General features: G+C 61.8%; 17 protein-coding genes and 3 pseudogenes. 12 read left to right on the top strand and 8 right to left on the bottom strand.

Features of this window, described 5'->3' with window-relative positions; genetic code table 11:
* The first annotated feature begins 34 nt into the window (after positions 1 to 34).
* The 6 genes from ACSEXW_RS18950 to ACSEXW_RS18925 all read left to right on the top strand — a co-directional run bounded on the left by ACSEXW_RS18950 (position 35) and on the right by ACSEXW_RS18925 (position 5,965).
* Positions 35 to 979 carry a pilus assembly protein TadG-related protein gene (locus ACSEXW_RS18950; protein WP_438447739.1) on the top strand — a complete coding sequence of 315 codons (945 nt, stop codon included), beginning with the start codon at positions 35 to 37 and terminating at the stop codon, positions 977 to 979.
* Positions 980 to 991: 12 nt separating this feature from the next.
* Positions 992 to 1,657 carry a Flp pilus assembly protein CpaB gene (gene cpaB, locus ACSEXW_RS18945; protein ID WP_438447738.1) on the top strand — a complete coding sequence of 222 codons (666 nt, stop codon included), beginning with the start codon at positions 992 to 994 and terminating at the stop codon, positions 1,655 to 1,657.
* Between the two features lie 14 nt (positions 1,658 to 1,671).
* The gene (locus tag ACSEXW_RS18940; protein WP_438447737.1) at positions 1,672 to 2,532 is read left to right on the top strand and encodes a CpaE/TadZ family protein; all 861 of its coding nucleotides are present in this window, start codon (positions 1,672 to 1,674) and stop codon (positions 2,530 to 2,532) included.
* A 179-nt stretch (positions 2,533 to 2,711) separates the two neighbouring features.
* A complete protein-coding gene (locus ACSEXW_RS18935; protein ID WP_438447853.1) occupies positions 2,712 to 4,040 on the top strand; it encodes a TadA family conjugal transfer-associated ATPase in 1,329 nt (442 codons plus the stop codon).
* A complete protein-coding gene (locus tag ACSEXW_RS18930; RefSeq protein WP_438447736.1) occupies positions 4,037 to 4,999 on the top strand; it encodes a type II secretion system F family protein in 963 nt (320 codons plus the stop codon). The genes ACSEXW_RS18935 and ACSEXW_RS18930 overlap by 4 nt, the downstream gene beginning before the upstream one ends.
* A gap of 3 nt (positions 5,000 to 5,002) precedes the next feature.
* Entirely contained in the window at positions 5,003 to 5,965 is a 963-nt protein-coding gene (locus ACSEXW_RS18925; RefSeq protein WP_438447735.1) for a type II secretion system F family protein, read from the top strand.
* 11 nt (positions 5,966 to 5,976) lie between these two features.
* On the opposite strand, the gene ACSEXW_RS18920 is transcribed toward ACSEXW_RS18925, so the two are convergent.
* Positions 5,977 to 6,264: a hypothetical protein gene (locus tag ACSEXW_RS18920; RefSeq protein ID WP_438447734.1), complete on the bottom strand. Its 288-nt coding sequence runs from the start codon at positions 6,262 to 6,264 to the stop codon at positions 5,977 to 5,979.
* A gap of 153 nt (positions 6,265 to 6,417) precedes the next feature.
* Complete coding sequence (locus ACSEXW_RS18915) at positions 6,418 to 6,828, bottom strand: DUF1761 domain-containing protein (protein ID WP_438447733.1); 411 nt, start codon at positions 6,826 to 6,828, stop codon at positions 6,418 to 6,420.
* Positions 6,829 to 7,024: 196 nt separating this feature from the next.
* On the opposite strand from ACSEXW_RS18915, the gene ACSEXW_RS18910 reads away from it, so the two are divergent.
* The gene (locus ACSEXW_RS18910) at positions 7,025 to 9,328 is read left to right on the top strand and encodes a hypothetical protein (RefSeq protein WP_438447732.1); all 2,304 of its coding nucleotides are present in this window, start codon (positions 7,025 to 7,027) and stop codon (positions 9,326 to 9,328) included.
* A 58-nt stretch (positions 9,329 to 9,386) separates the two neighbouring features.
* Here the strand turns inward: ACSEXW_RS18910 and ACSEXW_RS18905 are convergent, their stop codons facing one another.
* The 3 genes and pseudogenes from ACSEXW_RS18905 to ACSEXW_RS18895 form a co-directional block, all read right to left on the bottom strand.
* Positions 9,387 to 13,940 (bottom strand): glutamate synthase-related protein, encoded by a 4,554-nt coding sequence (locus ACSEXW_RS18905; protein WP_438447731.1) that lies wholly within the window; start codon positions 13,938 to 13,940, stop codon positions 9,387 to 9,389.
* Between the two features lie 917 nt (positions 13,941 to 14,857).
* Positions 14,858 to 16,222, bottom strand: a complete 1,365-nt coding sequence (locus ACSEXW_RS18900; protein ID WP_438447730.1) for an aspartate aminotransferase family protein — start codon at positions 16,220 to 16,222, stop codon at positions 14,858 to 14,860.
* Positions 16,223 to 16,625: 403 nt separating this feature from the next.
* Positions 16,626 to 17,609, bottom strand: a pseudogene (locus ACSEXW_RS18895) (LCP family protein); the annotation flags it as partial.
* A 295-nt stretch (positions 17,610 to 17,904) separates the two neighbouring features.
* Between ACSEXW_RS18895 and ACSEXW_RS18890 the strand changes: the two are divergent.
* From ACSEXW_RS18890 to ACSEXW_RS18870, 5 genes are all read left to right on the top strand, one after another.
* Positions 17,905 to 19,017, top strand: a complete 1,113-nt coding sequence (locus tag ACSEXW_RS18890; protein ID WP_438447729.1) for an ABC transporter ATP-binding protein — start codon at positions 17,905 to 17,907, stop codon at positions 19,015 to 19,017.
* Positions 19,014 to 19,808: an ABC transporter permease gene (locus ACSEXW_RS18885; protein WP_438447728.1), complete on the top strand. Its 795-nt coding sequence runs from the start codon at positions 19,014 to 19,016 to the stop codon at positions 19,806 to 19,808. The genes ACSEXW_RS18890 and ACSEXW_RS18885 overlap by 4 nt, the downstream gene beginning before the upstream one ends.
* 6 nt (positions 19,809 to 19,814) lie before the next feature.
* Positions 19,815 to 20,600, top strand: coding sequence for an ABC transporter permease (locus ACSEXW_RS18880; protein ID WP_438447727.1), 786 nt, complete (start codon positions 19,815 to 19,817; stop codon positions 20,598 to 20,600).
* Positions 20,601 to 20,630: 30 nt separating this feature from the next.
* Positions 20,631 to 21,131, top strand: a complete 501-nt coding sequence (locus tag ACSEXW_RS18875) for a hypothetical protein (RefSeq protein WP_438447726.1) — start codon at positions 20,631 to 20,633, stop codon at positions 21,129 to 21,131.
* A gap of 95 nt (positions 21,132 to 21,226) precedes the next feature.
* Positions 21,227 to 22,102, top strand: a complete 876-nt coding sequence (locus ACSEXW_RS18870) for a polysaccharide deacetylase family protein (RefSeq protein WP_438447725.1) — start codon at positions 21,227 to 21,229, stop codon at positions 22,100 to 22,102.
* Positions 22,103 to 22,159: 57 nt separating this feature from the next.
* Here ACSEXW_RS18870 and ACSEXW_RS18865 read toward each other — a convergent pair whose 3' ends face one another.
* The 3 genes and pseudogenes from ACSEXW_RS18865 to ACSEXW_RS18855 all read right to left on the bottom strand — a co-directional run.
* Positions 22,160 to 22,849: an AAA family ATPase gene (locus ACSEXW_RS18865; protein ID WP_438447852.1), complete on the bottom strand. Its 690-nt coding sequence runs from the start codon at positions 22,847 to 22,849 to the stop codon at positions 22,160 to 22,162.
* 120 nt (positions 22,850 to 22,969) lie between these two features.
* Positions 22,970 to 23,794, bottom strand: a pseudogene (locus ACSEXW_RS18860) (L-lactate permease); the annotation flags it as partial.
* Positions 23,795 to 24,049: 255 nt separating this feature from the next.
* A pseudogene (locus ACSEXW_RS18855) lies at positions 24,050 to 24,925 on the bottom strand (L-lactate permease); the annotation flags it as partial.
* Between the last annotated feature and the right edge of the window lie 93 nt (positions 24,926 to 25,018).

Raw genomic sequence — 25,018 nt, 5'->3', positions numbered from 1 at the left:
GCAAGAGATATTCCGACAGAAGGAGGGGAACCCGATGAAAGGGTTAACCGTGCTCGGCCCGTGGGCCCGGCGTATTCAGGAGGCGGCGGGGAGCGAGAAAGGGAGTACGCTGGCTTTTGCAGGATTGGCGCTGACCGTGCTTCTCGCTGCGGCAGGGCTGGTAACGGACGGGGGAACCCTCTTCGTGACCAAGACCCGCCTGCAAAAAGCGGCCGACGCTGCCGTCCTCTCCGCCGCCCAGAATCTGACCTTGACCGAGGCCTCCGTGCTGCAGGTGGCTCAGGAGGTGCTTGCCAAGCAGGATGAGTCGGCGAGTCTGCGGGAGACCAGCGTCGTCATGGGCAGCAAGGTGGGCGTCCGGCTGGCCAAGGAGGTCCGCCTGGGCTTCTCCGGCCTGTTCGGATTCCGGACGGCGACGGTGGAAGCGAAGGCAGCGGCGGAGCTGGCCGTTATGGGCGCGGCCACGGGAGCGGCTCCGTTAGGCATCGATGAGGCCATCCAGCTGACCTACTACAAGGAATACAAGCTGAAGGTGGACCAGACGGAGGTCAGCTCCGGCAACTTCGGCGTACTGGCGTTGGGAGGCACCGGCTCCGCAACCTATGAGGACAACATGAAGTATGGGTACAAAAACCAGCTGTCGGTCGGTGACGTCATCGACACCCAGACGGGCAACATCGCCGGCAAGACCCGGGACAGCGTCCAGCTGCGGCTGGACCAATGCCCTTACACCCCCGGCGATACGAGCCACCGGGACTGCAGCCGGATGATCCTGATCCCCGTCTACAAGCCGGTGGAGTACGGCAGCAACCAGCTGAAGCGGGTGCAGATTACGGGCTTCGCCACCTTCTATATCACCCAGCCTATGAAATCCGGAGATACGTACATCACCGGCATGTTCATCAAGCGGGCGGATACGGGGACGGCCAAGCCGGGAGCGGTGAACCGGGGGACATACACGATCAGACTGACGGAGTAGGTGAAGCGAGCTATGAGAGCCAAAATCATCCTGATCCTGGCGCTTCTGATGGGCGCCTGCACCACCTATTTGTTCTTCGGATATATGAAGCGCTTTGACGAGGCGTCCTTGGCCGGGGAGAACCTGGTGGAGGTCGTCGCCGCCAAAGGCGCCATCAAGAAGGACCAGCGGATCAGCGCGGGCATGCTGGAGGTGGTTCAGGTGCCGAAGCTGGGCCTGCATCCCCAAGCGGTGAAGACCGTGTCGGAGGCCGAAGGAAAGATGGCGTCGGCCGATCTGGCGCCCGGGGAGACGCTGCTCTCCACCCGGCTGACCGAGGAGAAGGACGAGGCCCTGTTCGTCTCACGCAAGGTCAAGGAGGGCTACCGGGCCGTATCGGTGGGCGTCAACTTCGTCCAATCCGTCTCGAACCTGATCGAGCCCGAGGATCTGGTGGACGTTATCTACACGCCGCCGGCCAAGGGAAACGAGCCTGCCGTTTCGGTGCTGCTCCTGGAGAACATCCGGGTGCTGGCCATCGGGCGGCGGATGGTGGAGGCGGACAAGGACACCGTCTATGCCGAGTACAGCTCGGCCACCCTGGAGGTGCTGCCGAAGGCGCTGGTCAGCCTGGTGAACGCGGACGAGCAGGGAGCCATCAGCCTGGCTCTCCATACCCGGATCAACCGGGATAAGTAAGGGAGGAATGAGCTGTGCCGAACGCGGAAGCGGAGGACATCCGGGGCGTACACGCCGGACGGGGAGAGATGATCGCCGTGGCCAGCGCCAAGGGCGGAATCGGACGGACGGTGACGGCCGTCAATCTGGCCGTGGCCCTGTCCAAGAACAACCGTCTTAAGATCAGCGTGCTGGACGGAGATTTCCAATTCGGGGACGTCGGCCTGGCCATGGATCTCCACCCCAGCTTCACGGTAAAGGATGTGGTGGACGCCCTTGACGGCATGGACCGGCATACGCTGGCCAGCTATCTGATTCATCACACGAGCGGAGTCCGGGTGCTGGCGGCGCCGGAGCGGCCGGAGCATGCGGAGCTTATCACGCCCGCCGTCATCGACCGGGTGTGCGATCTGCTCCTCCAGCAGCACGATTACGTCATCGCGGATACGGGAGTGGGTCTGCACGAGACGAGCCTCGCGCTGATCGAGAAGGCGGACCAGGTGTTCGTGCTGACCACCCTGGAGATGACGGCCATCAAGAATACCCGGCTGATGCTGGAGACGCTGGAGCTGTTGGGCCTTCGCCACAAGGCGCAGGTGGTCGTCAACCGCTCCACCATGGAGAGTGTCATCAAGGCTTCGGATGTGGCGGATATTCTGGGGGTGGAGCAGCCCTTGTATATCCCCAATGATTTTCAGACCGTGGCCCAATCGATTAACATCGGGGTCCCGTTCGTGCTGAACAGCGCCAAGACCGATGTGGCCAAGTCCATCTTCAAGATGGCCGAGCAGCTCATCTCCCGCCGGGAGATCGCCCTGTTCAAGCCGAAGCAGCCGTCGCTCCTGCAGAGCTTGTTCGGCAAGGCCAAGGCGAAGGGCACCACGTCCATGTTCTAGAGGAGGCGACAAGCATGAGTCTGTTGGGCAAAATTCAAGCCCGCCAAGCCCAATCCGCGGACCGGGACGGGAAGCCGGCGGAGGGGGAGGCGGCGGAGCAGGAAGGGCAGGCAGCCGGCGGAGCCCTGGGCGCCCCTGCGGTGTCCGGACCGGCGCGGGTCCCCCTCCGCAAGGATCTGATGGCGGCCTTCCGCGAGATTCGCAAGCCGGAGCAGTTCTCGAAGGTCAAGACGGCGGAGAGCGTACGGTTGACCAAGCACCAGGAGCTGAAGAACCGCCTGCACAAGCAGGTGCTGAACGAGCTGAAGGACGAGCCGGTAGAGTCCATTCTCCCGAAGCTGGACGCCATGGCGGTGGAGATCATGAAGGAGGACGAGAGCTTCCGTGGCGCCATCGACCGCAAGAAGGTCATCGAGGAGCTGGTCAACGAGATGACGGGCTTCGGCCCCATCAACCCGCTGCTGCTGGATCCCGAGGTATCCGAGGTGATGGTGAACGGCCCTTACCAGGTCTACGTGGAGCGGGGAGGCCGGTTGGAGCTGACGGGCGTCCAGTTCCGGGATCAGGAGCACGTCATGAACATCATCGACAAGATCGTGGCCCCCATCGGCCGGCGCATCGACGAGAGCAGCCCCATGGTGGACGCCCGTCTGCCGGACGGCTCCCGGGTGAACGCCATCATTCCGCCGCTGGCGCTGAAGGGACCTACCGTCACCATCCGGAAGTTCTCCAAGGACCCTTACCGGATCGACGATCTGATCCGGTTCGGTACGGTCACGGCCGAGATGGCCGTCTTCCTGGAAGCCTGCGTGAAGGCCCGGCTGAATATCTTCGTCAGCGGCGGCACCGGCTCGGGGAAGACCACCACGCTGAACGTCCTGTCCTCCTTCATCCCGGAGGATGAGCGGATCGTCACCATCGAGGATGCGGCGGAGCTCCAGCTGTCCCAGGAGCATGTGGTTTCCCTGGAATCCCGTCCGCCCAACATTGAGGGCAAGGGCGGCATCTCCATCCGGGACCTGGTCCGCAACTCCCTGCGGATGCGTCCGGAACGGATCGTCATCGGCGAGGTGCGGGGCGGAGAGGCTCTGGACATGCTGCAGGCCATGAATACGGGGCATGACGGCTCGCTGGCCACCGGCCACTCCAACAGTCCCCGGGACATGATCTCCCGTCTGGAGACCATGGTGCTGATGGCGGGCATCGACCTGCCCGTCCGGGCCATCCGGGAGCAGATCGCCGGGGCCATCGACCTGATCATTCAGCAGACCCGTCTGAAGGACGGCTCCCGGAAGATCACCAACATTACGGAGGTCCAGGGGATGGAAGGGGAGGTGATCGTGCTGCAGGATATTTTCGCCTTCGAGCAGACCGGTTTGGACGAGAACGGCAGGGTGGCGGGCAGGCTGGTGCCGACCGGCGTGCGGCCCAAGTTCTATGAGCGGCTGGAAACCTCGGGTCTGCATATCCCGGCCACGGTCTTCATCGATGGGAGTGATTTCGGATGAAGGCGGCGATCATCGGCCTGTTCGCTTTTTCCAGCTTCCTGATCTTCGCCGCCGTTCTTCAGCTCCTCCTCCTGTCCGACCGGAAGCTGAACAAGCGCTTGAACCGCTATCTCCAGGTGAACGACAAGAAGAAGCTCTCCCGGAGAGGCTTCAACCTGATGGTGCAGCTCCAGCTGTACAAGATGACCGTCCGGGACAAGGTGCTGACGAAGAAGAAGGGGGAGCGGCTGGAGCTTATGCTGGCCCGTGCGGGGCTGGCCCTGCATCCCGAAGAATATGTCCTCTTCCAGTGGATCGCAGCGGCGCTGGCCGGCGGGCTCCTGTATCTCCTGTCCGGCAGCGGGGTGCTCTTCCTGGCCGGAGCGGCGGGCGGCTACGGAATGCCCCGCTGGTACGTGAGGAAGAAGGAGCGGGAACGGCTGAACGCCTTCAACGACGGGCTGCAGGACATGATCACCACGGTGATCGGCAGCCTGCGGGCCGGCTTCAGCTTCGCTCAAGCGCTGAAGACCGTGGTGCAGGAGTCGGAGAATCCCATCCGCGACGAGATGGAGCAGGTGTTGAAGGAGATGCAGTACGGCTCCACCATGGAGGATGCGCTCCATCACCTGAAGGAGCGTATGCCGAGCGACGATCTGGATCTCATGATCCAGTCGATTCTGATCCAGCGGCAGATCGGCGGCAACCTGGCCACCATCCTCGAGACCATCGTCCAGACGATCCGGGACCGCAACAAGATCCAGCGCCAGATCCGCACGCTGACCGCGCAAGGACGGATGTCGGGCATGGTCATCGGGCTTCTGCCCGTAGTTCTGGCCTTCCTGCTCTATCTGATCGAGCCTTCGTACATCGGCAGCCTGTTCCGTCACCCCGTCGGCCGGATGATGCTTGGCGCAGGGGCCGTCTCGGGGACCATCGGCTTCGTCCTGGTCCGCAAATTGACCCGAATCGAGGTGTAGAGCTTGCTGTACCTGCTGTTCTTTCTGACCGTGACGCTGCTGGCGTATACGGTGATGCTGCTTCCTGTGGAGCGGAGGCATCAGGTGAAGCGCCGGCTGGCGCTGGTGGGAGATGGAGGGGCGGGCCTTCAGGCCGCCCGGCAAGCGGCGGAGGAGGCGACGGCGGACCGGCCGAAGCTTGGCCTGTCCGGCATGCTGCGCAGAGGAATGCTGGCGGTCTGGAGGCTGTGGAAGCGCAAGGCCGGACGCCGTCTATCCGGCGGTGCGGGGGAAGGGGACCGGCTGCGGGGGCTGGAGAGGAGGCTCCTGCAGGCCGGACGTCCCTGGGGTATGGGACCGGTGGAATACCGGATGCTGCAGACCGCCCTGATCTTGGGGCTGCCGGTGCTGTTCGGCGGCTACACCCTGCTGCTGGGGGCAGGTCCGGGCGGCTTGTTCACCTCGGCGCTGACCGGTCTGGCAGGGGCCGCCCTTCTCCCGTCCTGGTACCTCTCCGTCAAAATAAAAACGCGCAGCAAACAAGTGCTGCGCGAGCTTCCGGACGTATTGGACCTCCTGACGGTGAGTCTGGAGGCGGGGCTGGGCTTCGATGCGGCCCTGGGCAAGCTGGTCTCCCGGTCCGACGGCGTGCTGGCCCTGGAATTCCGGCGGTGCCTGGAGGAGATCCGGCTGGGCAAGACCCGCCGGGAGGCTCTTCAGGGAGTGAAGGAGCGGCTGCAGCTGGACGAGATCAAGCTCTTGATCGCCAGCATTCTCCAGGCGGAGAAGCTGGGCATCGGCCTCGTGCAGGTGCTGCGGGTCCAATCGCAGGAGACTCGGGAGCAGCGCAAGCAGCGGGCGGAGGAGGAGGCGATGAAGGCGCCGATCAAGATGCTGTTCCCGCTGGTGCTCTTTATCTTCCCGACGCTCTTCATCGTGCTGCTCGGACCGGCCGTCATCCAGTTCATCGAAGCATTCTCCAAGTAAAAGAGAGCCTATTAGCGCCGGCGGGACGCCTGCACCATCAGGATGACGGCCGTCACCACGTGCATGATCCAGCCGACGAAGGGGATCCAGCCGAGCACGGACGTCACGATGCCGAGAATGCTTCCCGTCTTGTTCTCGTACTCCTGCGAGCAGAAGACGAGGGTGATGATGTGGAGTACCAGCATGGCGGCCAGTGGAGTCCACGATAAGGAGACGATGAAGATACCGCCGATTACGGGGATGGCCAGGAAAGCTTCCAATCCGCCGCTGACCCATTGCAAGATTTTGGACGTTTTCAAAAGATAAGACCTCCTTAAAAAGGTTCATGCGCACGCTTTCTTCCGAACAACCGAATGGAAGAAGTATATGTTCGTTCCGCTGTAAACAGACCTTCCGGGAAGCCCAGGAACAAGGGCCCGGAAGGTCTTCTTGCCGTTGGCCGGGCCGCCTCGCTATCTCCAGAGTCCCAGCAATGCGCCCATCACCGTGAAGGATACCAGATGGTAGCCCACGTTGATCAGGTACAGCTTGTACCGGCGGTAATCGTTGAACATCATGGTGATGGCCGTGGCGGCGGCCAGCGCGAGACCGGAGACCAGACCGGCGAACAAGCCGGGTACCAGCCCCGTCAGGCCGGAGATCTCGAAGACGCAAGCCATGGAGAAGGCCGCAATAACGGTCAGAATGAAGATCAGGATGTAGATGAAGGGATTCGGATTCAGCTCCTCCTTCGTCTTGCCGGTCTCTCTCATCCAGGCCTGAGCGAACAGAACGGGCGAATACCAGACGGTGCCGATGAAGAAATATAGCAATGCCGCGACCACGATGGCCAGGGCATTCATATCCTCGATTGCAAAATCCAAACCGAACGCCTCCATTGTAACGAATTGGGTATCTAGAACCATTCTACATCAAAAGCCGCCGGAGACAAGACCTATTTGACGGATTGCGCTGCCGAAAGGAGGTATGTAGCTTTTGTGAAGAGTGCCCTATCCTGCAGGAAATTCTACTATAATGGAATATAATTGCACGAATTGTCGACAAAGGTGGTAGAATTCATTGATCTCTCGGAACCGATTGACGGCCTTATCCGGCCCTATGGTCTGGCTCCTGTGCGGCTTGACGGCGGCAGCGCTCTTCTTCTGTACCGTTCCGGAAGCGAAGGCGAGCGGTGCTCCCATAACTGTGACGCTGTCTACTTACGAGGCTCTGAGCCCGGCGGAGCTTGATTGGGACATCGAGCTGCAGGAGGACCTGGCCGCAGGCAGCCCGCTATACTTGAGCATCCCCGGCGAATTCACGCTGGACCAGACAGCCAATGATACGACCCTGCCCATGGTGTTCGACGCGGTCAGCCATGAAGCGGACTATGAGGTGACGCGCATAGGCGGCCGCCATGTGATTAAGCTGACGGCTCCGGAGAGTCTCTCGAAGTATACGCATGTGAATATCCTCTTGAACGGCGTTACGGGCGTCAAGCTCCAGAATCCATGGAACGCGGGGCGTCCCTTCACCTTGTTCTGGTATGCGAATCCGGCGTTCCCGTTCTCCACCGATATCCAGGTCCATTACGGCTCCAATCCTCAGCAGCTGTCGGCATCCCTTGCGGCAGAGCCGGCTGGGTTGATCTCCAACCTTACCAATAAACTGGTGTTTACCGTGAACTCTCCCTCAGCCCTGCAGGAGTGGGATTATATCCATGTCGCGGTGCCCCAGCAGTTCCGGATCAACTTCGGGGAGGACAACCGGCTGCTGAGCAATCCGAACCAGCCCGCCATCCTGCTGAATGGGATGCCGGCGGCCGTGATCGGGCTGAACGATCATGCGCTCAAGATCTTCGTTCCGGCCGGTGGTTTGGCCGCCGATACGGATCAGACGATCACCTTCGTCCCCGGCGCACTGATCAATCCCAACTCGATCATGACGAGTGCCTTCGACATCTCGACGAACCGCAACAAGTCACTCCGCCAGGTCGGCGTGATGATAGATTACAATCCGATCCTCCTCTCCGATAACCGGGGATCGGCAGCCGGCGTTCGGGCCGAATGGAGCGCCATCCTCCGGAAGGGGCATCTGCCGAACGAACGAATCGGCATCATCCTGCCTAGCGGTTACGAGATGCCGGCGGTTCTGGACCGGACACAGATCTACGTGAACGGAACCCATCCGGCGTCTGTGGCCAAAGACGGCACGATTATGATGCTCTTCCTGTCGGACCAGCAGACGCTTCCCGCGGGTATACCGGTCAGCTTCGCGGTGTACGGGCTGACGAATCCGGCGCTGACCGGCATGTATCCCTTCGGGCTGCTGGAGGTCGGCTATAACGATTTCCTGATCCAGTATGCAGACGTTAAGGCGAACACAGGCGGAGGTGGCACCTTGCCTGGGGTGAACGTCAAGGGGGGACAATACGAAGTCAGTCCGGCCGGGGGCATCCTGGATCTCCGCATTCTGAACCCGGAGCTTACTCTGGCTGCGTATCAAGTGCAGAGTGGGACGGGACCCTTCTTCGGCACCCTTCTGCAGGCCAATGTGACGGGCGTATACCAATACGTGCCGGATCCGATGGCTCCGTTCCGCGGGTGGGACAGCTTCTTCTTCCAGGGCTCCAATGCGTCCGGAGCCGGGACCGCCCTCGTATGGGTGGGACGAGATCTGGATCAGACCCCCAGTCCGTCGGAGCTGAACGGTCTTCTCGTGGACGGGGCCGTAAGCGGACCCGACGTCTTGAGATACGATATTACGGCGACGGTTCTCTACCATCAATCGGATGTCAACGTCACGCTTCCTTCCGGGGCTTCTCTCCTCGGGTATGACGGCCAGGCGCTGAATCCCTCCTCCCTGACTCTGCAAGTGGGGGACAACTCCTACATGCTTCGGGTTGCCGGTCCGAACGGCACGTCGGTCTACCGCCTGCATATCCGCCGGCTTTCCGTCGGTCCGGAGTTGACGGCCGCGCAGATTCTAGATGACGGCCGGAGCGTCAACCTGATCTTCTCGGAGGAGCTGACCGCCTTCGATCCGTCGCACATCTATGTCACGGTCGGCTCCGTCCGGAGCCGGTTGTCCGATCTGATGTCCGGGGGCCATTCCCTCTACGGCACTGCCGTCAAGCTGCGCCTTCGCGAATCCCTGGAGCCGGGAGCCGCAGGCTCCTTCGAGATTCTGTCTACGGCGGCGACCGGAGCCTATGGAAGGGCGGCCGCCGGGAGAAGCTTGTCCATGGCCAACCATTCCAAGGACTATAACCGGGACAACCGGCTGGATATCTCCGACTTGCTCCGGATGAGTCAAACGGGGTCTGACCCGGAGGCGCTCCGAAAAGCAATGAGACTGCTCACTCCCCGTTTCTACGGGAACTAAAAAAACGGTTCGCACTGCCGGATTCCCGGCGGGTGCGAACCGTTTTTGTGTATGGCGATTATTCCGTGGCCACCGATTGGTCGGCCTGGAGATTGACCGGAGCGATGCGGACGAAGTGGGTGTCCAGGTCGGCCAAGAGCACGTCAATCTTCGCCGCGGCATCGGCTTGACCGTGGGACGCCAGCTCGTCGCGGTAAGCGCCGAGCAGCTCGTTCAGATCGGCCTTGGACTTCGGTCCCACCGGCTCGATCTTCACCTTGGCCCCCTTGGCGATCCGGCGCTCGATGGCAGCGGTGTCGAGTCCCAGCTCCGGATTCAGGCGCTGGTAGATGACACCGCCGGTCATGCCGGCGCAGATCCAGGGGCCCGGGTCGCCCAGGACCACGGCGCGGCCGTTGGTCATGTACTCGAAGGCGAAGCCCTTCAGGTTGGATCGGGAGGCGATGGAGCCCAGCTCATCCTGCAGCGGACCCGTCAGCTCGCCGCCGAACACGACGTCGGCGCCGGAGAAGCGGATGCATGCGCGGGAGTCGGCGCCGCCCTGGATCAGGAACAGGCCCTTCTGGGCGCCATAGCCGAAGGATTTGCCCACGGAGCCATTGATGTAGACGCCGTTCTTGCCGGGCGCCTTCAGGATGGCTACCTTGCCGCCGAAGGACATCTTGCCGAGGCCGTCCTCGGCGCCGCCTTCGACGGTGATGTTCACGCCGCGGGCGTTGAAGGCTGCCAGGCCGATACCCGGCACGGAGCCCCCGGCCAGCGTCAGGCGCACATCCGGCAGCTGGTCGTAGCTGCCGTCGAATCGGTCGCGGACCCGGTGGCTGGAGAAGCGGGTACCGAGGATCCGGGTTTCCGCATCGATGCCCTTCCACTGGCGAAGAATGGCGGAGTGGAACTGGAGCTGATCCGGGAACATGGCCTGGCCCTCGGCTCCGGCTGCGATCCGGATGTCGGAGGACACGGCGGCTTCGTCGTTGGCGCGGGCCGCCTGAGCGGCAGCCAAGGACAGCGGAGCCGGGCGGAACAGGTCGGACAGGTCGATGGCGTCATGGGCAGCGGACTGCTTCAGGAGGTCGGAGCGTCCGACCATCTCCTGCAGAGACTTGAAGCCCATCTCCGCCACGATCTCACGCACTTCCTCGCCGATGCTGCCGAAGAGGCGGACCAGGCTGTCAACGGCGGTGTCGTAGACGCGCGGCACGAAGCGGCGCAGGCCTTTTTCCTCGGCTTCCTCCATGGAGTCGATCTGGGTAGCGATGCCCACGTGGCAGGTATCCAGATGGCAGCCGCGGCAGGTGGTACAGCCGATGGACTGCATGGCGATGGAGCCGAAGCCCGCACGGTTGGCGCCGAGCAGGACCATCTTCACCACATCCGCGCCGGACTTCAGGCCGCCGTCGGACCAGATCTCCACCTTGTGGCGCAAGCCTGCCTCAATCAGGGCCACGTGCGCCAGCTTGGTGCCGATCTCGGTCGGCAGGCCCACGTGGGTGATGGAGTGGATCCGCGCCGCGCCGGTGCCGCCGTCGAAGCCGGACAGGGTGATGACGTCCGCGCCCGCTTTGGCCACGCCTACGGCGATGGTGCCGATGCCCGGTACGACCGGAACCTTGACGATGATCTTGGCTTTGCGGCCGCTGGCCTCCTTCAGCTCGGAGATGATCTGGGCCAGGTCCTCGATGGAGTAAATGTCATGGTTGTTGGACGGCGAGATCAGGTCGGAGCCGATGGTGGCGTTCCGCGCGGCGGCGATCTTGGCCGTTACCTTGGAGCCCGGCAGGTGACCGCCTTCGCCCGGCTTGGCGCCCTGGCCGATCTTGATCTCCAGGAACGCCACGGCGTTGGCCAGCTCCACGTTGACGCCGAAGCGTCCGGAGGCGACCTGGGCGCCACGGGTCCGCTTGTAGCGGCCCAGCATATCCTTGATCTCGCCGCCTTCGCCGTTCATGGTGACCATGTTCAGGCGCTCGCCGGCTTCGGCGTAGGCCCGGAACGCGGTCTCGTTCTGGGAGCCGAAGGACATGGAAGCGATCAGCATGGGCAGGCTGTGTCCGCCGATGGAGATATCCACCTCGGACGGCTGCAGCGGCTTGCGGCCTTCGCTCTGGGACTTTTCATAATCGAATTCCGCGATATGGCGGATGGAGATCGGATTTTTCTTCTCCTCGTCGCGCAGCTTGTCGCGATAGTCGCTGTACGGAGCGGTGCCTGCGGCTGCTTCGTTCAGGGCCTTCCACATGCGCTGGAAGAAGTGGAAGTTCCGGGCCGCCTTGGCCTTCGGGTTGGTGAAGTCCGCATAGCGGGCCTCCGCGTCGGCCTCCAGCTTGGCGAAGCCGGCGCCGGCCTTCTCCGAGCCCAGATAGTTGATGATATCCAACACCTCCGCCACCTCCGGCTTCAAGCCGATGGAGGAGAAGAAGCGGGTATAGCCGCGGAGCTCGTGGGTGCCGATGGTCGAGATGACCTTCTCAAGACCCTTGGACAGCGCCGTGAAGACCTTGTGAGCCGCTCCCGCGCCGCTCTTGGCGGAGGCGGTGGCGAACAGGATGTACGGCGAGAGCAGGTCTGCGCCGAGACCGCAGGCGACGGCAATGTCATGCAGGTTGCGGATGGCGCCGGAGCGCAGCACGATGGAGGTGCGGCGGCGCAGGTTGTCGCCGCTGCCCAGCTTGACGCCGCGGAGGGCGATGTCCACCTTGGACACGGCCAGATGCGGGTCGAGCCACAGGCGGTCGTTCTGGTGGGCCTCCGAGTCGTCCAGGATGAGGAGCTGGGCTCCGTTCTGCACGGCGGTTACGGCTTGCTGTGCCAGGCTGTCGAGTCCTTCGGCCAGGCTGGTGCCGCGGGCGAAGGTAACGGACAAGGTCGCCACCGCCTGCTCGCCGTGCTGGCGGAAGGTCGTGATCAGCTGCTCCAGGGAAGGCTGGTGCAGGATGTCGAGGCTATCCTTGCCGTTGTTGCCTTCCAGAAGCATCGGGTACAGCAACTCCAGACGGGTCTGGTCCGGCTGCGCCGGCTGGTTGTACAGGGCTGGACGGGGGCCGACGACCACACGGGTGGAGAAATGCTCCATCTCGCGGTCCCGGTCGATGGCCGGGTTGGTGACGACGGCGACACTCTCCTTGATGTAGTCCGGAATGTTCTGACGCTCCCCGTTGATAGCCGCATGCGGGCCGTCATGGCCCAAGGAGCGGATCGGCTCGGCGCCGGTCTCGGACGTGGTCTCAATGTTCTGGATCCCCTCGCGGTCCCAGCCGAAGGCGCTGTAGACGGAATCCGACACATCCGGATGTTCTTCGGAGAACACTTCATCGGATGTCAGAACCTGCGGCCCGCCGGTCAGGTGGCGGCGCAGCCCGGTCAGCTCCACGCGTCCGCGGGTGCGGTCGAGGACCATATTTTGCAGCTCGGTGTAGGGGATTACTTGAATATGCTCGCCCGGAGTCAGGACGACGCCCACCTTCTCGCCAGGAGCGATGGGCTTCGGATCCGCCACCATGTCGCCGACGGTGATGACGCCCTGCTCGGAGGAGAAATAAAGGGTGGTGTCACTCTCCACCATCCACAGCGGACGCAGGCCCAGCGCATCCACGCTGAACAGGCACTCGTTGTCGTAGCGGGAGACGATGCCGGCCGGGCCCTGGTTGAAGTGGCCCCAGATCTGGCGGAAATAGACGTATAGATCCTGCAGCTCCGGTCGAAGCTGCTTCATCTCGCTGTGGATCGGCGGGAACACCAGCTCCATGGCCTCGAACAGGGTCAAGCCGAAGCGGTGGATGAAGGTTTCGAGCGTCCGGTTCATATCCTGGGAGTCGGAGCCGCCGTCAACCAGCGGAACGCCGATCATCTCGGCCTCCAGACGCATCTTCTTGATGGTGTTGATCTCCCCGTTGTGGCCCAGGAGCGAGAAAGGCTGCACCCGGAAGAAGCTGGACTGGGTATTGGTCGAATACCGGTTGTGTCCGATGGTCACCTGGGCGGCGAACAGCGGATCGCGGGTATCATTGAAGTACTTGGGCAAAATGCTGGCGGCGCCCATTACCTTGTAGGCGGCGGTCACATTGCTGAGCGAGGCCACATGGACATAAAAACGCTCTTCGATGGCGATATGCAGCTCGAACAGATGGTCAGCGGTCTTCGCCTCCTGCTTGTTGCAGAGGGCGGCGATCTGCCAGAACAGCGGCTCGTCGTTCAGGCCGTTGGGGCCGAGCACCCGGTTATCGACCTGGTTCTCTTGCTCGAGGATGATGTCCACTTGACGGTCGGCGAACATCCGGCGAATCTCCGCCTGAATCTGGGCAGGGGTCTGCTCCAGCTTCCGCGGCACGAAGATATGGGCCACGGAGAAGTGAGGCGCGTAGGCCAGCTGGCCGTCGAGGCCCGCTTGGCTGAGCTTGGCTTCCCATAGGGCGCGGGGGATATCGGTCAGAATGCCGCAGCCGTCGCCTTCACCATTGATGAATCCCGAACGATGCTCCATCTTGACGAGGGCATTAATCGTTTTTTGGATGTTGTCGCGGGAGGGTTTCCCGTTCTTTTCGATCAAACAGATGATGCCGCAGCTGTCATGCTCGGTCAGGAGCAGATTTTCGAAGCGTCCTTCTTGGATCATGGCTTGGTTCATGGTTATGCGGTCAGTTGACTGACCTCCACCTCCTGCATGGGATAATGAATAATTATGCATAGATGATGCATGTGAACCCGGTTGAAAGCAGCGTTTACCTGGGGTTCCAGGACTTAACTGCTGCATAGCTTCACCGGGTAAAATAGGCTGTATATAAAAAAATCCCCTCGAAAGCAGCGTGAAAATCGAGAGAAATCAAGCTGTAGATACGCCACTTGTACTCAGGTAAAAGTAAATATAGAATAACACGAATTTTAAAACTCGACAATAGATGTGAGAGTTATCACAAAAATGTAAGCGTTACCGCTGCTGTATATGGCTGTATAGGCATTTTTGGCAGCAAAAAATGGCCATCGCAGAGTCGAACAAATGCGTGGGGACAAGCGGGATTGTTCGGTTTTTGGAGGAGGTTAGGGGAGGGAGGTCGTACCGCGAACGGGTGAGGGGGGCGTGACCCACCGGTTCCGAAGTTGGGATGGCGATAAGGAGGAGGGAAGCCTTAACGCGACGGTGAGCAGGGAGCGGCGGAAGATAAGGCGCTCAGGCGCCTTAGCCGAGCCCAGTCCGCCAGTGGAGCCGGTGGCAAGGGAATAAGGCGGAGGGAAGCCTTAACGCGGCGGTGAGGAGGGAGCAGCGGAAGATAAGGCGCTCAGGCGCCTTAACCGAGCCAAGGTCCAGTGTGGGACCGGTGGGATGTAGCGATAAGGCGGTGAGAAGCCTTAACGCGGCGGAGAGGAGGGAGCGGCGGAAGATAAGGTGCTCAGGCGCCTTAACCGAGCCAAGGTCCACCCGAGGACCGGTGGGTGTAAAATAAGGTGCCGGCGCACCTAGCTGCTGTTGGCGGACAAAAAAAGCCTTGTCCCTCCCATCCGTCAGACGGAATGGGAGACAAGGCTTTAAGAGGATTACTCGCGGCTGCCCATGATCCGGAAGGCGTCCCGGGCGGCGGCGATGGTGGCGTCCACGTCGGCTTCCGTGTGGGCGGTGGTCAGGAACCACGCCTCGTACTTGGACGGGGCCAGGCAGATGCCCCGCTCGAGCATGAGGCGGAAGAACTCGCCGAAGCGCTCACCGTCGGTATCCTGGGCCTCGTCGTAATTGCGGACGGGATGTCCGCAGAAGTGCGTCGAGAAGGCCCCGCGGATCCGGTTGATGGTGAGCGGCACGCCCGCCGCCCCGGCGGCATCGGCAAGGCCGGCGCACAGGCGCGCGGCCAGGGCATCGAGCCTGTCGTAGACGCCCGGTTCCCGGAGCGTCTCCACGCAGGCGATGCCCGCGGAGATCGACGCAGGGTTGCCCGCCATGGTCCCGGCCTGATAGGCCGGACCCAGGGGCGCCACCTGCGACATGATCTCCGCCCGCCCGCCGTAGGCGCCGATCGGCAGCCCGCCGCCTATGATCTTGCCGAGCGCGGTCAGGTCGGGCTCGATGGCCGCGAACGCGGCCTTCTTGGCGGCTTCATCGCCGCTCGCCCGAACCGCCTCGGGCAGCAGACCCTCATAGGTCTGGGCGGAGCCCCAATGGAAGCGGAACGCCGTGATGACCTCGTCATAGATGACGAGGGCCTTGTGCTCCCGCGCCAGGCGGCACAGCCCTTCGAGGAAGCCCGGCTCCGGCATAACCATGCCGAAGTTGCCCACGATGGGCTCCACCATCACCGCGGCGGTGTCGTCGCCCCAACGCTCCAAGGCGGCGGCCAGCCCCTTGAGATCATTGAACGGCACCGTGATCACCTCTTGGGCGATGCTGCTCGGCACGCCGGCGCTGTCCGGAGTGCCCAAGGTGGAGGGGCCGGAGCCCGCCGCCACCAACACCAGATCCGAATGGCCGTGGTAGCAGCCGGCGAACTTGATGATCTTGGTCTTGCCGGTATAAGCCCGGGCCACCCGGATGGTGGTCATAACCGCCTCCGTGCCGGAATTGACGAAGCGGACCTTGTCCATGGACGGGATGGCTTGCTTCAACGTGCGAGCGAAGGTGATCTCCAGCTCCGTCGGCGTCCCGTACAGGGTGCCGTTCTGGGCGGCTCGGCAGATAGCCTCCGTCACCTGAGGATGGGCATGTCCCAGAATGATGGGCCCATAGGCCGCCAGGTAGTCGATATAGCGGTTGCCGTCCTCATCCCAGAAGTAGGCGCCCTCGCCCCGCTTCATGAAGACCGGGGCTCCGCCGCCCACCGCCTTAAAAGAACGGGAGGGGCTGTTCACCCCTCCGACGATGTGCTCCAGCGCTTCCTTATAAAGCGCCTCAGAACGATTGCGTGTAGCCATGATGGTTTCTCTCTCCTTCTATAAGTACCAGCAGGAATTCATCCCGCAGGATCGCTTAGGGGTTGGCCGTCCCGGCACTGGCCTTGGGCGTAGGCGCTGGAGTAGCCGCACCGGCCGCAGGCTTGGCGGAGCCGGTACCGGCACTTGTCCCGGCACTGGCTTTGGGGCTAGCCGCCGGGGCCTTCGTAGCGGCCGGACTGGGAGCCGCGCTGGATTTCACGGGCTCCTCGCCCGTCTTGGTCTCCGTAGTGGCGGCAGGCTTCACCGTAGGCTTCGGCGTCGCTTGTACCGTGGGCTTGGGGGTGGTCACCGGCTTCTTCGTCGCCGCCGCAGGTACCTTGGAAGGCGCCGCACCGCCGTTGATCACACCCGTCTCCGCACCCAAGCTCAGCTTGCCGCTGCCGGAGGCGGGATGGGACGTGGCGGCCGGCTCGCCGAACAGCTCCTTGATGAAGGGCTGCAGCTTGGCCGGATCGATTCCCAGCACCTGGGCGCCGCCCACGACTTTCTCCTCCAAGAGATCCTGAGGTGGAATCTGCTGGCTCACCATGCCGTCGGTCTTCACCTCGAAGCCGAGGGAGGCCAGCTTCAGCATCTGAGTGACGGACAGATTCGTCTCGATATAAGGATCGATGCTGGACAGAATCTTCGGCAGCTTGATAAGCGAGGTAGTGGACTGGAGCTTCTCGGCCACCGCTTTCATGAACTTCCGCTGGCGCTCGGTGCGGGTGAAGTCACTGGTTGCATCGTGGCGGAACCGCACGTATTGTAAGGCGGTCTTGCCGTTCAGGTGCTGGAAGCCCTTCTTGAGATTGATGTCGTACTCGTGATTGTCCGCGGCATCGGTATAGCGCATGTCCTTCTCCACTTCCAGATCGATGCCGTCCAGCGCGTCCACCAATGCGATGAAGCCTTTGAAATCCGTGTACACATAATACTGGATCGGAATGCCCATCAGATTGCTGACGGTCTTCATGGCCAGCTCGGGGCCACCGGTGGAGATGGCGGTGTTGATCCGGTCCATGCCGTTGTTGGGAATCTTCACATAGGTATCCCGGAGAATGGAGAACAGATAGGACTTCTTCGAAACCGGATCGAGCGATGCGATCATGATGGAGTCCGACCGGGGAATCTCGTTGGCCTGCAGGCCCCGGGAGTCTCCGCCTAACAGAAGAATGTTGACCCGTTCCTTGCCCTCCCACTTGGGAGGAGCCAGGCTCTCGCTTCCTTTGGCGGTGTTCGTCATCTTAGGGAAGTGGAACCGGGATTCGCCGGAATCGGTGGATATCTTATCTGCGAACGACCAGAAGGAATAAGCATAATAACCGGCAAAACCCAGTATGACCACGGCGACTCCGATTAAGGACCACATGATTTTTTTACGCATGAGTGCGCTCCTTTCGATCCAACATTCCGGGCTTGTTCTTTTTCCTTTTGCAAGGGGTTGTTGTATGATAAACCATAGGCTTAGAACTCATAGTATGAACGGAAAAAGCTTCCTTCACACCGGACCTGCATGATTAGACGCGAATCGCCAAGAAAAAGTTTCATCTGACGCGGTCCGGACAAACATGGGGTTATTGTGAATGGCATCTTGTCCGATTATACCGTATATTAGCAGGAACTTCACGTCATCATTGACGAAAATTGCCACCTGCAGGCGAAAGGAGACCGCTCCATCTATGTGGGCCATTGATGTTAAGCAACTGCGCAAGGAATTCCGGGTCCAGCAGAACCGGGAGGGCCTGTCCGGAGCCCTGCGAGATCTGTTCCGGCGCGAATACCGGAGCATCACCGCCGTTAACGATATTTCGTTCCAAATTCCCCAGGGGGAAATCTGCGGCTACATCGGCGAGAATGGTGCCGGCAAGTCCACCACCATCAAGATGCTGACGGGCATTCTGGTGCCCACCTCCGGAGAGATCCGGGTCAACGGCTATGTGCCCTTCAAGGAGCGCGAGGAGTTCGTCCGGGGCATCGGAGTCGTGTTCGGCCAGCGCAGCCAGCTCTGGTGGGACATCGGCGTCATCGAGTCCTTCCAACTGCTCCGTAAGGTGTACCGCGTGAGCGAAGCCGACTTCAAGAAGCGGCTCGACGAGCTGGTCGAACGGCTTCAGCTGTCCGAGCTCCTGAACCGGCCCGTCCGCAAGCTGTCCCTGGGACAGCGGATGCGCTGCGAGCTGGCGGCGTCCCTGCTGCATAATCCGTCCATCCTGTTCCTCGACGAACCGACCATCGGACTCGACATTATGGTCAAGACGGAGATCCGCGAGTTCCTGAAGGATATGAACCGGCGGTACGAAACGACGATTCTGCTCACCACCCATGACCTGCAGGATATTGAAGCGCTCTGCTCCCGGGTCATCATGCTGGACGACGGACGCATCATCTACGACGGCGGCTTGGACGAACTGAAGTCCCGCTGGGGCAAGGGCAAGGAGCTGGTCTTAACCTACGGCGCCCCCGTCGACCTGATCGCCCTCCATCAGCTGACCCACGACCTGGGGGTGGAGTGGTCCAAGGAAAATGAGTTCACCGCCCGGGTATGGGTGCCTCAGGAGCGGACCAACGTCTCCGAGGTGCTGGGACGCGTCGTCGGCGCCGCGGATCTGGCGGACATCAAGATCATCGAGACCCAGACCGACGACATCGTCCGGGAGATCTACAAGTCCGGCAGTGCCGCGAAACGCAGTGAAGGCGCGGAAGCCACCGAAACCGCCGAAACCGCCGCTGCCGAAGCATCCGCCGGGGACACAGCCGAGGAGCCTGTTGGACAAGGAAGTGGGCGCTCATGATCAGCGCGTACGCCGATTTTATCCGCATCCGATTCCTGTCCATGCTGGCTTACCGGATGAACTATTACAGCGGCATCCTGATCTATATGGTGAACATCGGGGCCCAATACTTCCTGTGGCACGCCATCTATTCGGGAGCCGAGGGGCTCGGCGGGATGAACCTGTCCCAGATGACGACGTACGTGGCCGTGGCCTGGATGGCCCGCGCCTTCTATTTCAATAATCTGGACCGTGAGATCGCCAACGAGATCCGCGACGGAAGCGTCGCTATACAGTTTATTCGCCCTTATCCTTATTTAGTTGTAAAAATGATGCAGGGCCTGGGCGAAGGCCTGTTCCGCCTGCTGTTCTTCTCCACTCCGGGCATGGTGCTGGTATGGCTGTTCTTCCCGGTGGCGCTGCCGCGGGATCCGGTCCTGTGGGTAGCCTTTCTGACCATGCTGCTGTTCAGCTTCCTGATCAACTCGCAGATCAACATCCTGACCGGACTCTTCGCCTTCTTCGTGGAGAACAACGAAGGCATGATGCGCTTCAAGCGGGTGCTCGTGGACCTCTTCTCCGGCCTTATCATTCCCGTCTCCTTCTTCCCGGGCTGGGCGGAGACCGTGCTGCGGCTGCTGCCTTTCCAAGCCATCACCTACCTGCCCGCGGCGGTGTTCTCCGGTAAGACGGGCGGCATCGGCATCGGGAACGTGCTGGGAGTCCAGGCGCTGTGGTTCGTCGTGCTGATCGTGCCTATGGCTGTGATGTGGCAGCTGTCCCGGCGGCGGCTGTTCGTTCAAGGAGGTTGAGGAAGAATGTTCTATCCTGCATTGTTCTGGGATTATTTCAAAAACTATATGAAAACCCGCTTGACCTACCGCTCCGACCTCCTGGTGGAGATCCTGTCGGACTTGATGTTCCAGGGGGTCAACCTGTTCTTCCTCCTGGTGGTGTTCCTGCATACGAACCTGCTGGACGGCTGGACCCAGTCCCAGATGCTGTTCGTCTACGGCTATTTTATGGTGCCATACGGAATTTTTACCTGCTTCTTCAATCTGTGGGGCTTCACGGAGCGGTATATCGTTAAGGGTGAGATGGACCGGGTGCTGACCCGGCCGGCTTACAACCTGATCCAGCTGATCCTGGAAAATCTGGACCCGCCGTCCATGGCGGGCTCCGTGGTAGGCCTTGTCATTATGGCTTGGACGTGGCCGTCGCTGGGCGTGGACTGGACCTGGACCGATCCGCTGGTGCTGATCCTGCTGGTGGCGGGCTCCATTCTCGTGTATGCGGGGATCTATATCGCCTTCACATCCATCTCGTTCTTCACGGACGCGCCAACAGGCATTCTGCCGCTGGTCTGGAACATCCAGAATTACGGCCGATATCCGATCACCATCTATAACCGGCTGATCACCGTGCTGTTGACGGGGGTTCTGCCGTTTGCATTCGTGGGCTTCTACCCGGCTGCTTATTATCTGGACCGAGCGGAGTGGGGGGGCATGGCTCTTCTGACTCCGGTGGTGGGCGTCGTGTTCTTCGGGGGAGCCATGCTCTTGTGGAACTTCGGGGTGAAGCGGTACCGGGGAGCAGGCTCTTAATAATCAATGAATCTCGACAGGAGGAATCCGATGGTCATGACCGACCGCTCCAGGGAGAAGAGAGATTGGGAACGGCAGGCGATCCGCCTCTTCATCGGGCTGTACAACCGGGAATTTCCGGGGGCGGGCTACCGGCTTCTGTACCAGCAGGAGCGGCCGGACTCCGTGCTGGAGGAGAAGGGCGGGCTCCGCCGCAAGCTGGGCGTGGAGATCACGCACCTGTTCTCCAGCCAGGAGGAGGCCATGCGGGTGCTGAATCACGGGCGGCCGCCTGCGGCGGTGGGGCCGGGGGATTTTGACGTGCTGCTCCGGGAGCTTAACCTCTTGATCCGCAAGAAGGTGGGCAAGCGGGATTCGTACAGCATGGATTATCCGATCGCACTCCTGATCCGCAACGCGTCGCCCGGCTTCGGCATGGAGGATTTCCTGGCGAGGCGGGACGAGGTGGTGCTTCCGGAGGGCGTGTTCTCGCACATCTGGTTCCTGTCCAAGGACAGCGGGGGAAATTGGCGGCTTTTGGAATTGGTATAAAGCGAAGATTGTCATCCTCCGGCAGGTTCTGTACAATGGAGTCAGTCCGTTGTGGCCTGGCCCTTCCGGATATCGTTATTTCAGGATAGATTGGGATGATTGGAATTCGAACGCTCATGAACCGATATGTACCCGGCAGAGCCCAATTGTTCGCGGTTCTGCTGCTTCTGTTGTTGACTGCTGTTGGGCTTGCAGCCTGCTCGGAGCCGGCTCTCGCTCCCGTCGCCGCTCCCGCCCGCATTCCCATATTGCTCTACCACGAGATCAATCCGGATCCGCTGACGTGGGATTACGGCACCGTCGGGCCGGATAAGCTCCGGTCGGATCTGGTCGCACTCCGGGAACACGGCTATACTCCGATTCTCTTCAAGGACATCGACGAGGCCCGCAAGGGCAAGGCGCCGCTGCCGGCCAAGCCGGTTCTCGTTACCTTTGACGACGGCTATTATAATAACTATGAATTTGCGTATCCGCTCCTGAAGGAATTGAACATGAAGGCCACTATCTCCATCATCGGCTGGTCCGTCGGGCGGAAGACCCATATGGACGGCATTACGCCGATCCGGCGGCATTTTACCTGGGATGAGGCCAAGGAGATGGTCAAGTCCGGGCTGGTCGAGATCGAGCACCATTCGTACGATCTGCACAACCAGACCGATACGGAGCAGGGGGTCAAGCCCCATGCCGGCGAATCCCGGGAAGCGTACCGCGAGCGGTTCAAGAAGGACACGCTTAAGCTGAAGAACGAGATCGAGAAGAAGCTGGGCACCAAGGTGAGCGTCTACACGTATCCGTATGGCTACTACAACGAGGACGCGGAGGAGATCATCAAGGAGCTGGGCTTCGAATATTCGCTGACCGTGGAGGACGGGGTGTCCGATCTGTCCAAGAGCACCCACCTGCTGAAGCGGATCAACGTGCCGTTCAACATGTCCAGCGAGCAGCTGATTCAATCGATGGAACGCCAATAAGCCTCGGGCCCTTGCAGGGCCGGAGGCTTTTTGCTGCGCCGGCTCATTTCCCGCCGGTTACTCCCCGAACAATTCCCGGAGCATGCGCTCGCGGTTGTTCAGGAACTGCTTCATGATGATGTAATGATCCGTCTCCTCCAGCTTCCGGGCCTCGATTCCGTCTACGGTCAGGTTGTATAGGACCGAATCCGGATAGGCCATCAGGATGGGGGAGTGGGTGGAGATGATGAATTGGGAATCCTGCTGCACCAGCTCATGGATGCGGGATAAGAGCGACATCTGCCGGAGGGGCGAGAGTGCGGCCTCAGGCTCGTCCAGAATATAGAGACCCCGACCGCCGAACCGGTGCAGGAAGGCGGCGAAGAAGGATTCCCCGTGGGATTGCTCGTGCAGGCTCTGTCCGCCGTAGGAGTCCATCAATTCCAAATCCTCGATATACGAGGCCACATTGTAGTAGCTCTCGGCCCGGAAGAAGAACCCGTCCCGGGGCTTCCGGGGTCCCCGGACCAGCCGGAGATATTCGAACAGGGCGGAGTGGGTGGCCTTGGTGGAGAAGTTGAAGTTCCTGGTGCCGCCCTCCGGGTTGAAGCCCCATGCGGCGGCGATGGCCTCCATCAGAGTGGACTTGCCCATGCCGTTCTCCCCGACGATGTAGGTCACCTTGGGATGCAGCGGCAGCCGCTCCAGATCCCGGATTGGCGGGAGGTGGAACGGATACTGCCCGAAGGTGGGTACCTGCTCCCGCATCAGCACCACTTCCCTAAGATAGGCCTCGCCCGATTGTTTCATAGCTATCATCACTCCCTGCCATTTCCCACTTACAGGAATTATACCGCGCAGCGGAGGCACTGCCTAGCGAACACCAGATTAAGGCACCATCCAACCCAGCACGTTGCTCTGCAGGAAGGTCAAGAGGGAGATGACGATCAGCAGGATGACGCTGTGCCTGAAGGTGAACCGCAGAAGCTCCGATTCCCGTCCGTTCAAGCCTACCGCGGCTGAGGCCACGGCAATGGACTGGGGCGAGATCATCTTGGCCGTGCCCCCGCCGCTGGTGTTGGCGGCCAAGGCGAGCACCGGCTCCATGCCCACCCGGTCGGCCGTCACCTTCTGCAGGTTGCCGAACAGCAGGTTGGCGGACGTATCCGAGCCGGTGATGAACACGCCGAGCCAGCCGATCAGCGCGGAGAAGAGAGGGAAGAGGGCTCCGGTCAGAGCCAGCGTATGCCCCAGGGTGGCGCTAAGTCCCGAGTAGTTGGCGATATAGGCGAAGCCGATGACGGACATGACGGTGAGGATGGAAAATTTCATCTCGCCCGCCGTCTCGCGCAAGGTTCGAAGCCACATGGGCAGGGACAGCCGGTAGATGAACAGGGTGATGAGAGCCGCTCCCCAGATGGCGGTGCCCGCCGCGGCGAGAAGCTCCACCTTGAAGTAGGCCGCCATGGCCTTTCCGTCCTCCCCGATGACCACGTTGTGAAGCCAGGGCACGGCCGGATGGAAGGAGAGGGCATGACCGGCCGCATTAAGGCCACGAAGCAAGGCATTGGTGCCGGTGTAGGTGCCGGACAGCGCCAGCTTCACGGCGGGCAGGCCCCAGAGGGAGATCATCAGCGTCAGCACCAGAAAAGGCGACCACGCCGTAAGCACCTTCCCCGCCGTCAATCTCGGCGGCCCCGGCGGCGCGGCGGCCCTGGAGAACCCTCCGCCCCCCATGGCGATCTCCTCGGCCAGCTCCGTATCCCGGAGCCGGATGTAGCCGGAGCCCGGAGGGGGAGCGCCGGCAGGATCAGGATTCGGCAGAGCCGCCGAATCCGCCAGCTCGATGGGGAATTCATTCTCCCCATCGGCCACGTGCAGGGCGGAGGGAGCGGGGGCTTCCTCCGCCCGGTAGAAGCTCGGCACGCCTCCCGCCGGGGTCCGGCGGCGTGCCGGAGACTCCTGCTTGCGGGCGGCCGCCGCCCCTGATGCTCCGCCTGCCGCCGCCCCGCCGAATTGGAAGACGGTCCGCGGCTTCCAGAACCGCAGGAACACGGTCAGGGCCACCAGCGAGACCAGCGCCGCGGCGATATCCGGCAGCTCCGGGCCCAGATAGTTGGCCGTGGCGAACTGGGCGGCGGCGAAGCTGAAGCCGCTGACCAGGATGGCGGGCAGCACCTCGTTGGCCCGCCGGAAGCCGGCCATCAGCACGATGAAATAATAGGGGATGACCACCGCCAGGAGGGGCAGCTGCCTCCCCAGCATCCGGGAGATGTCCAGTGCCGACACCCCCGTGGGCCCTTCCATGGCCAGCACCGGAATGCCGATGGCGCCGAAGGCCACCGGAGGCGTATTGGCGACGAGGCAGAGCCCGGCCGCCAGAAGCGGAGAGAAGCCCAGCCCCACCAAGAGGGAGGCGCAGATGGCGACAGGAGCCCCGAAGCCGGCGGCTCCCTCCAGGAAGGAGCCGAAGGAGAAGGCGACCAGCAGTGCCTGAAGCCGCCGGTCCTCGGTTATGGAGACGATGGAGGCGCGGATCGTTTCGAACTGGCCGCTCTTCACCGACAGCTTGTACAAGAACACCGAGGGAATGATGACCCAGGCGATGGGGATGAGACCGTAGACGGCTCCTTGGAGAGCAGCCATTACGGCGGAGGATGCGGGCATCCGGTAGACCCCTGCGGCAATGGCAAATGCGATGGCCAAGGTGCTTAAGCCGGCGGCATACCCCTTCATCCGCCGGACCGCCAGCGCCCAGAAGAAATACAGGATGGGGATCAGAGCCAATCCTGCGGACAAGAGCAGCGAACCGCCGACTGGTGCGGCGTTCTGAATGTAGATCATCGTTTGAAGCGGAGCCTCCTTCCGTAATCCTGTACCGGCACGCCGGTGAACCTCCGGTCATGCGGCTATTTTCCGCCCGGCGGGCAGGGAATA

Source organism: Oryzibacillus soli (genome assembly GCF_051594765.1).
GTDB lineage: Bacteria > Bacillota > Bacilli > Paenibacillales > NBRC-103111 > Paenibacillus_AR.
Note: the sequence above shows the minus strand (reverse complement) of the source record. Positions and strands in the feature narration are given on the sequence as shown.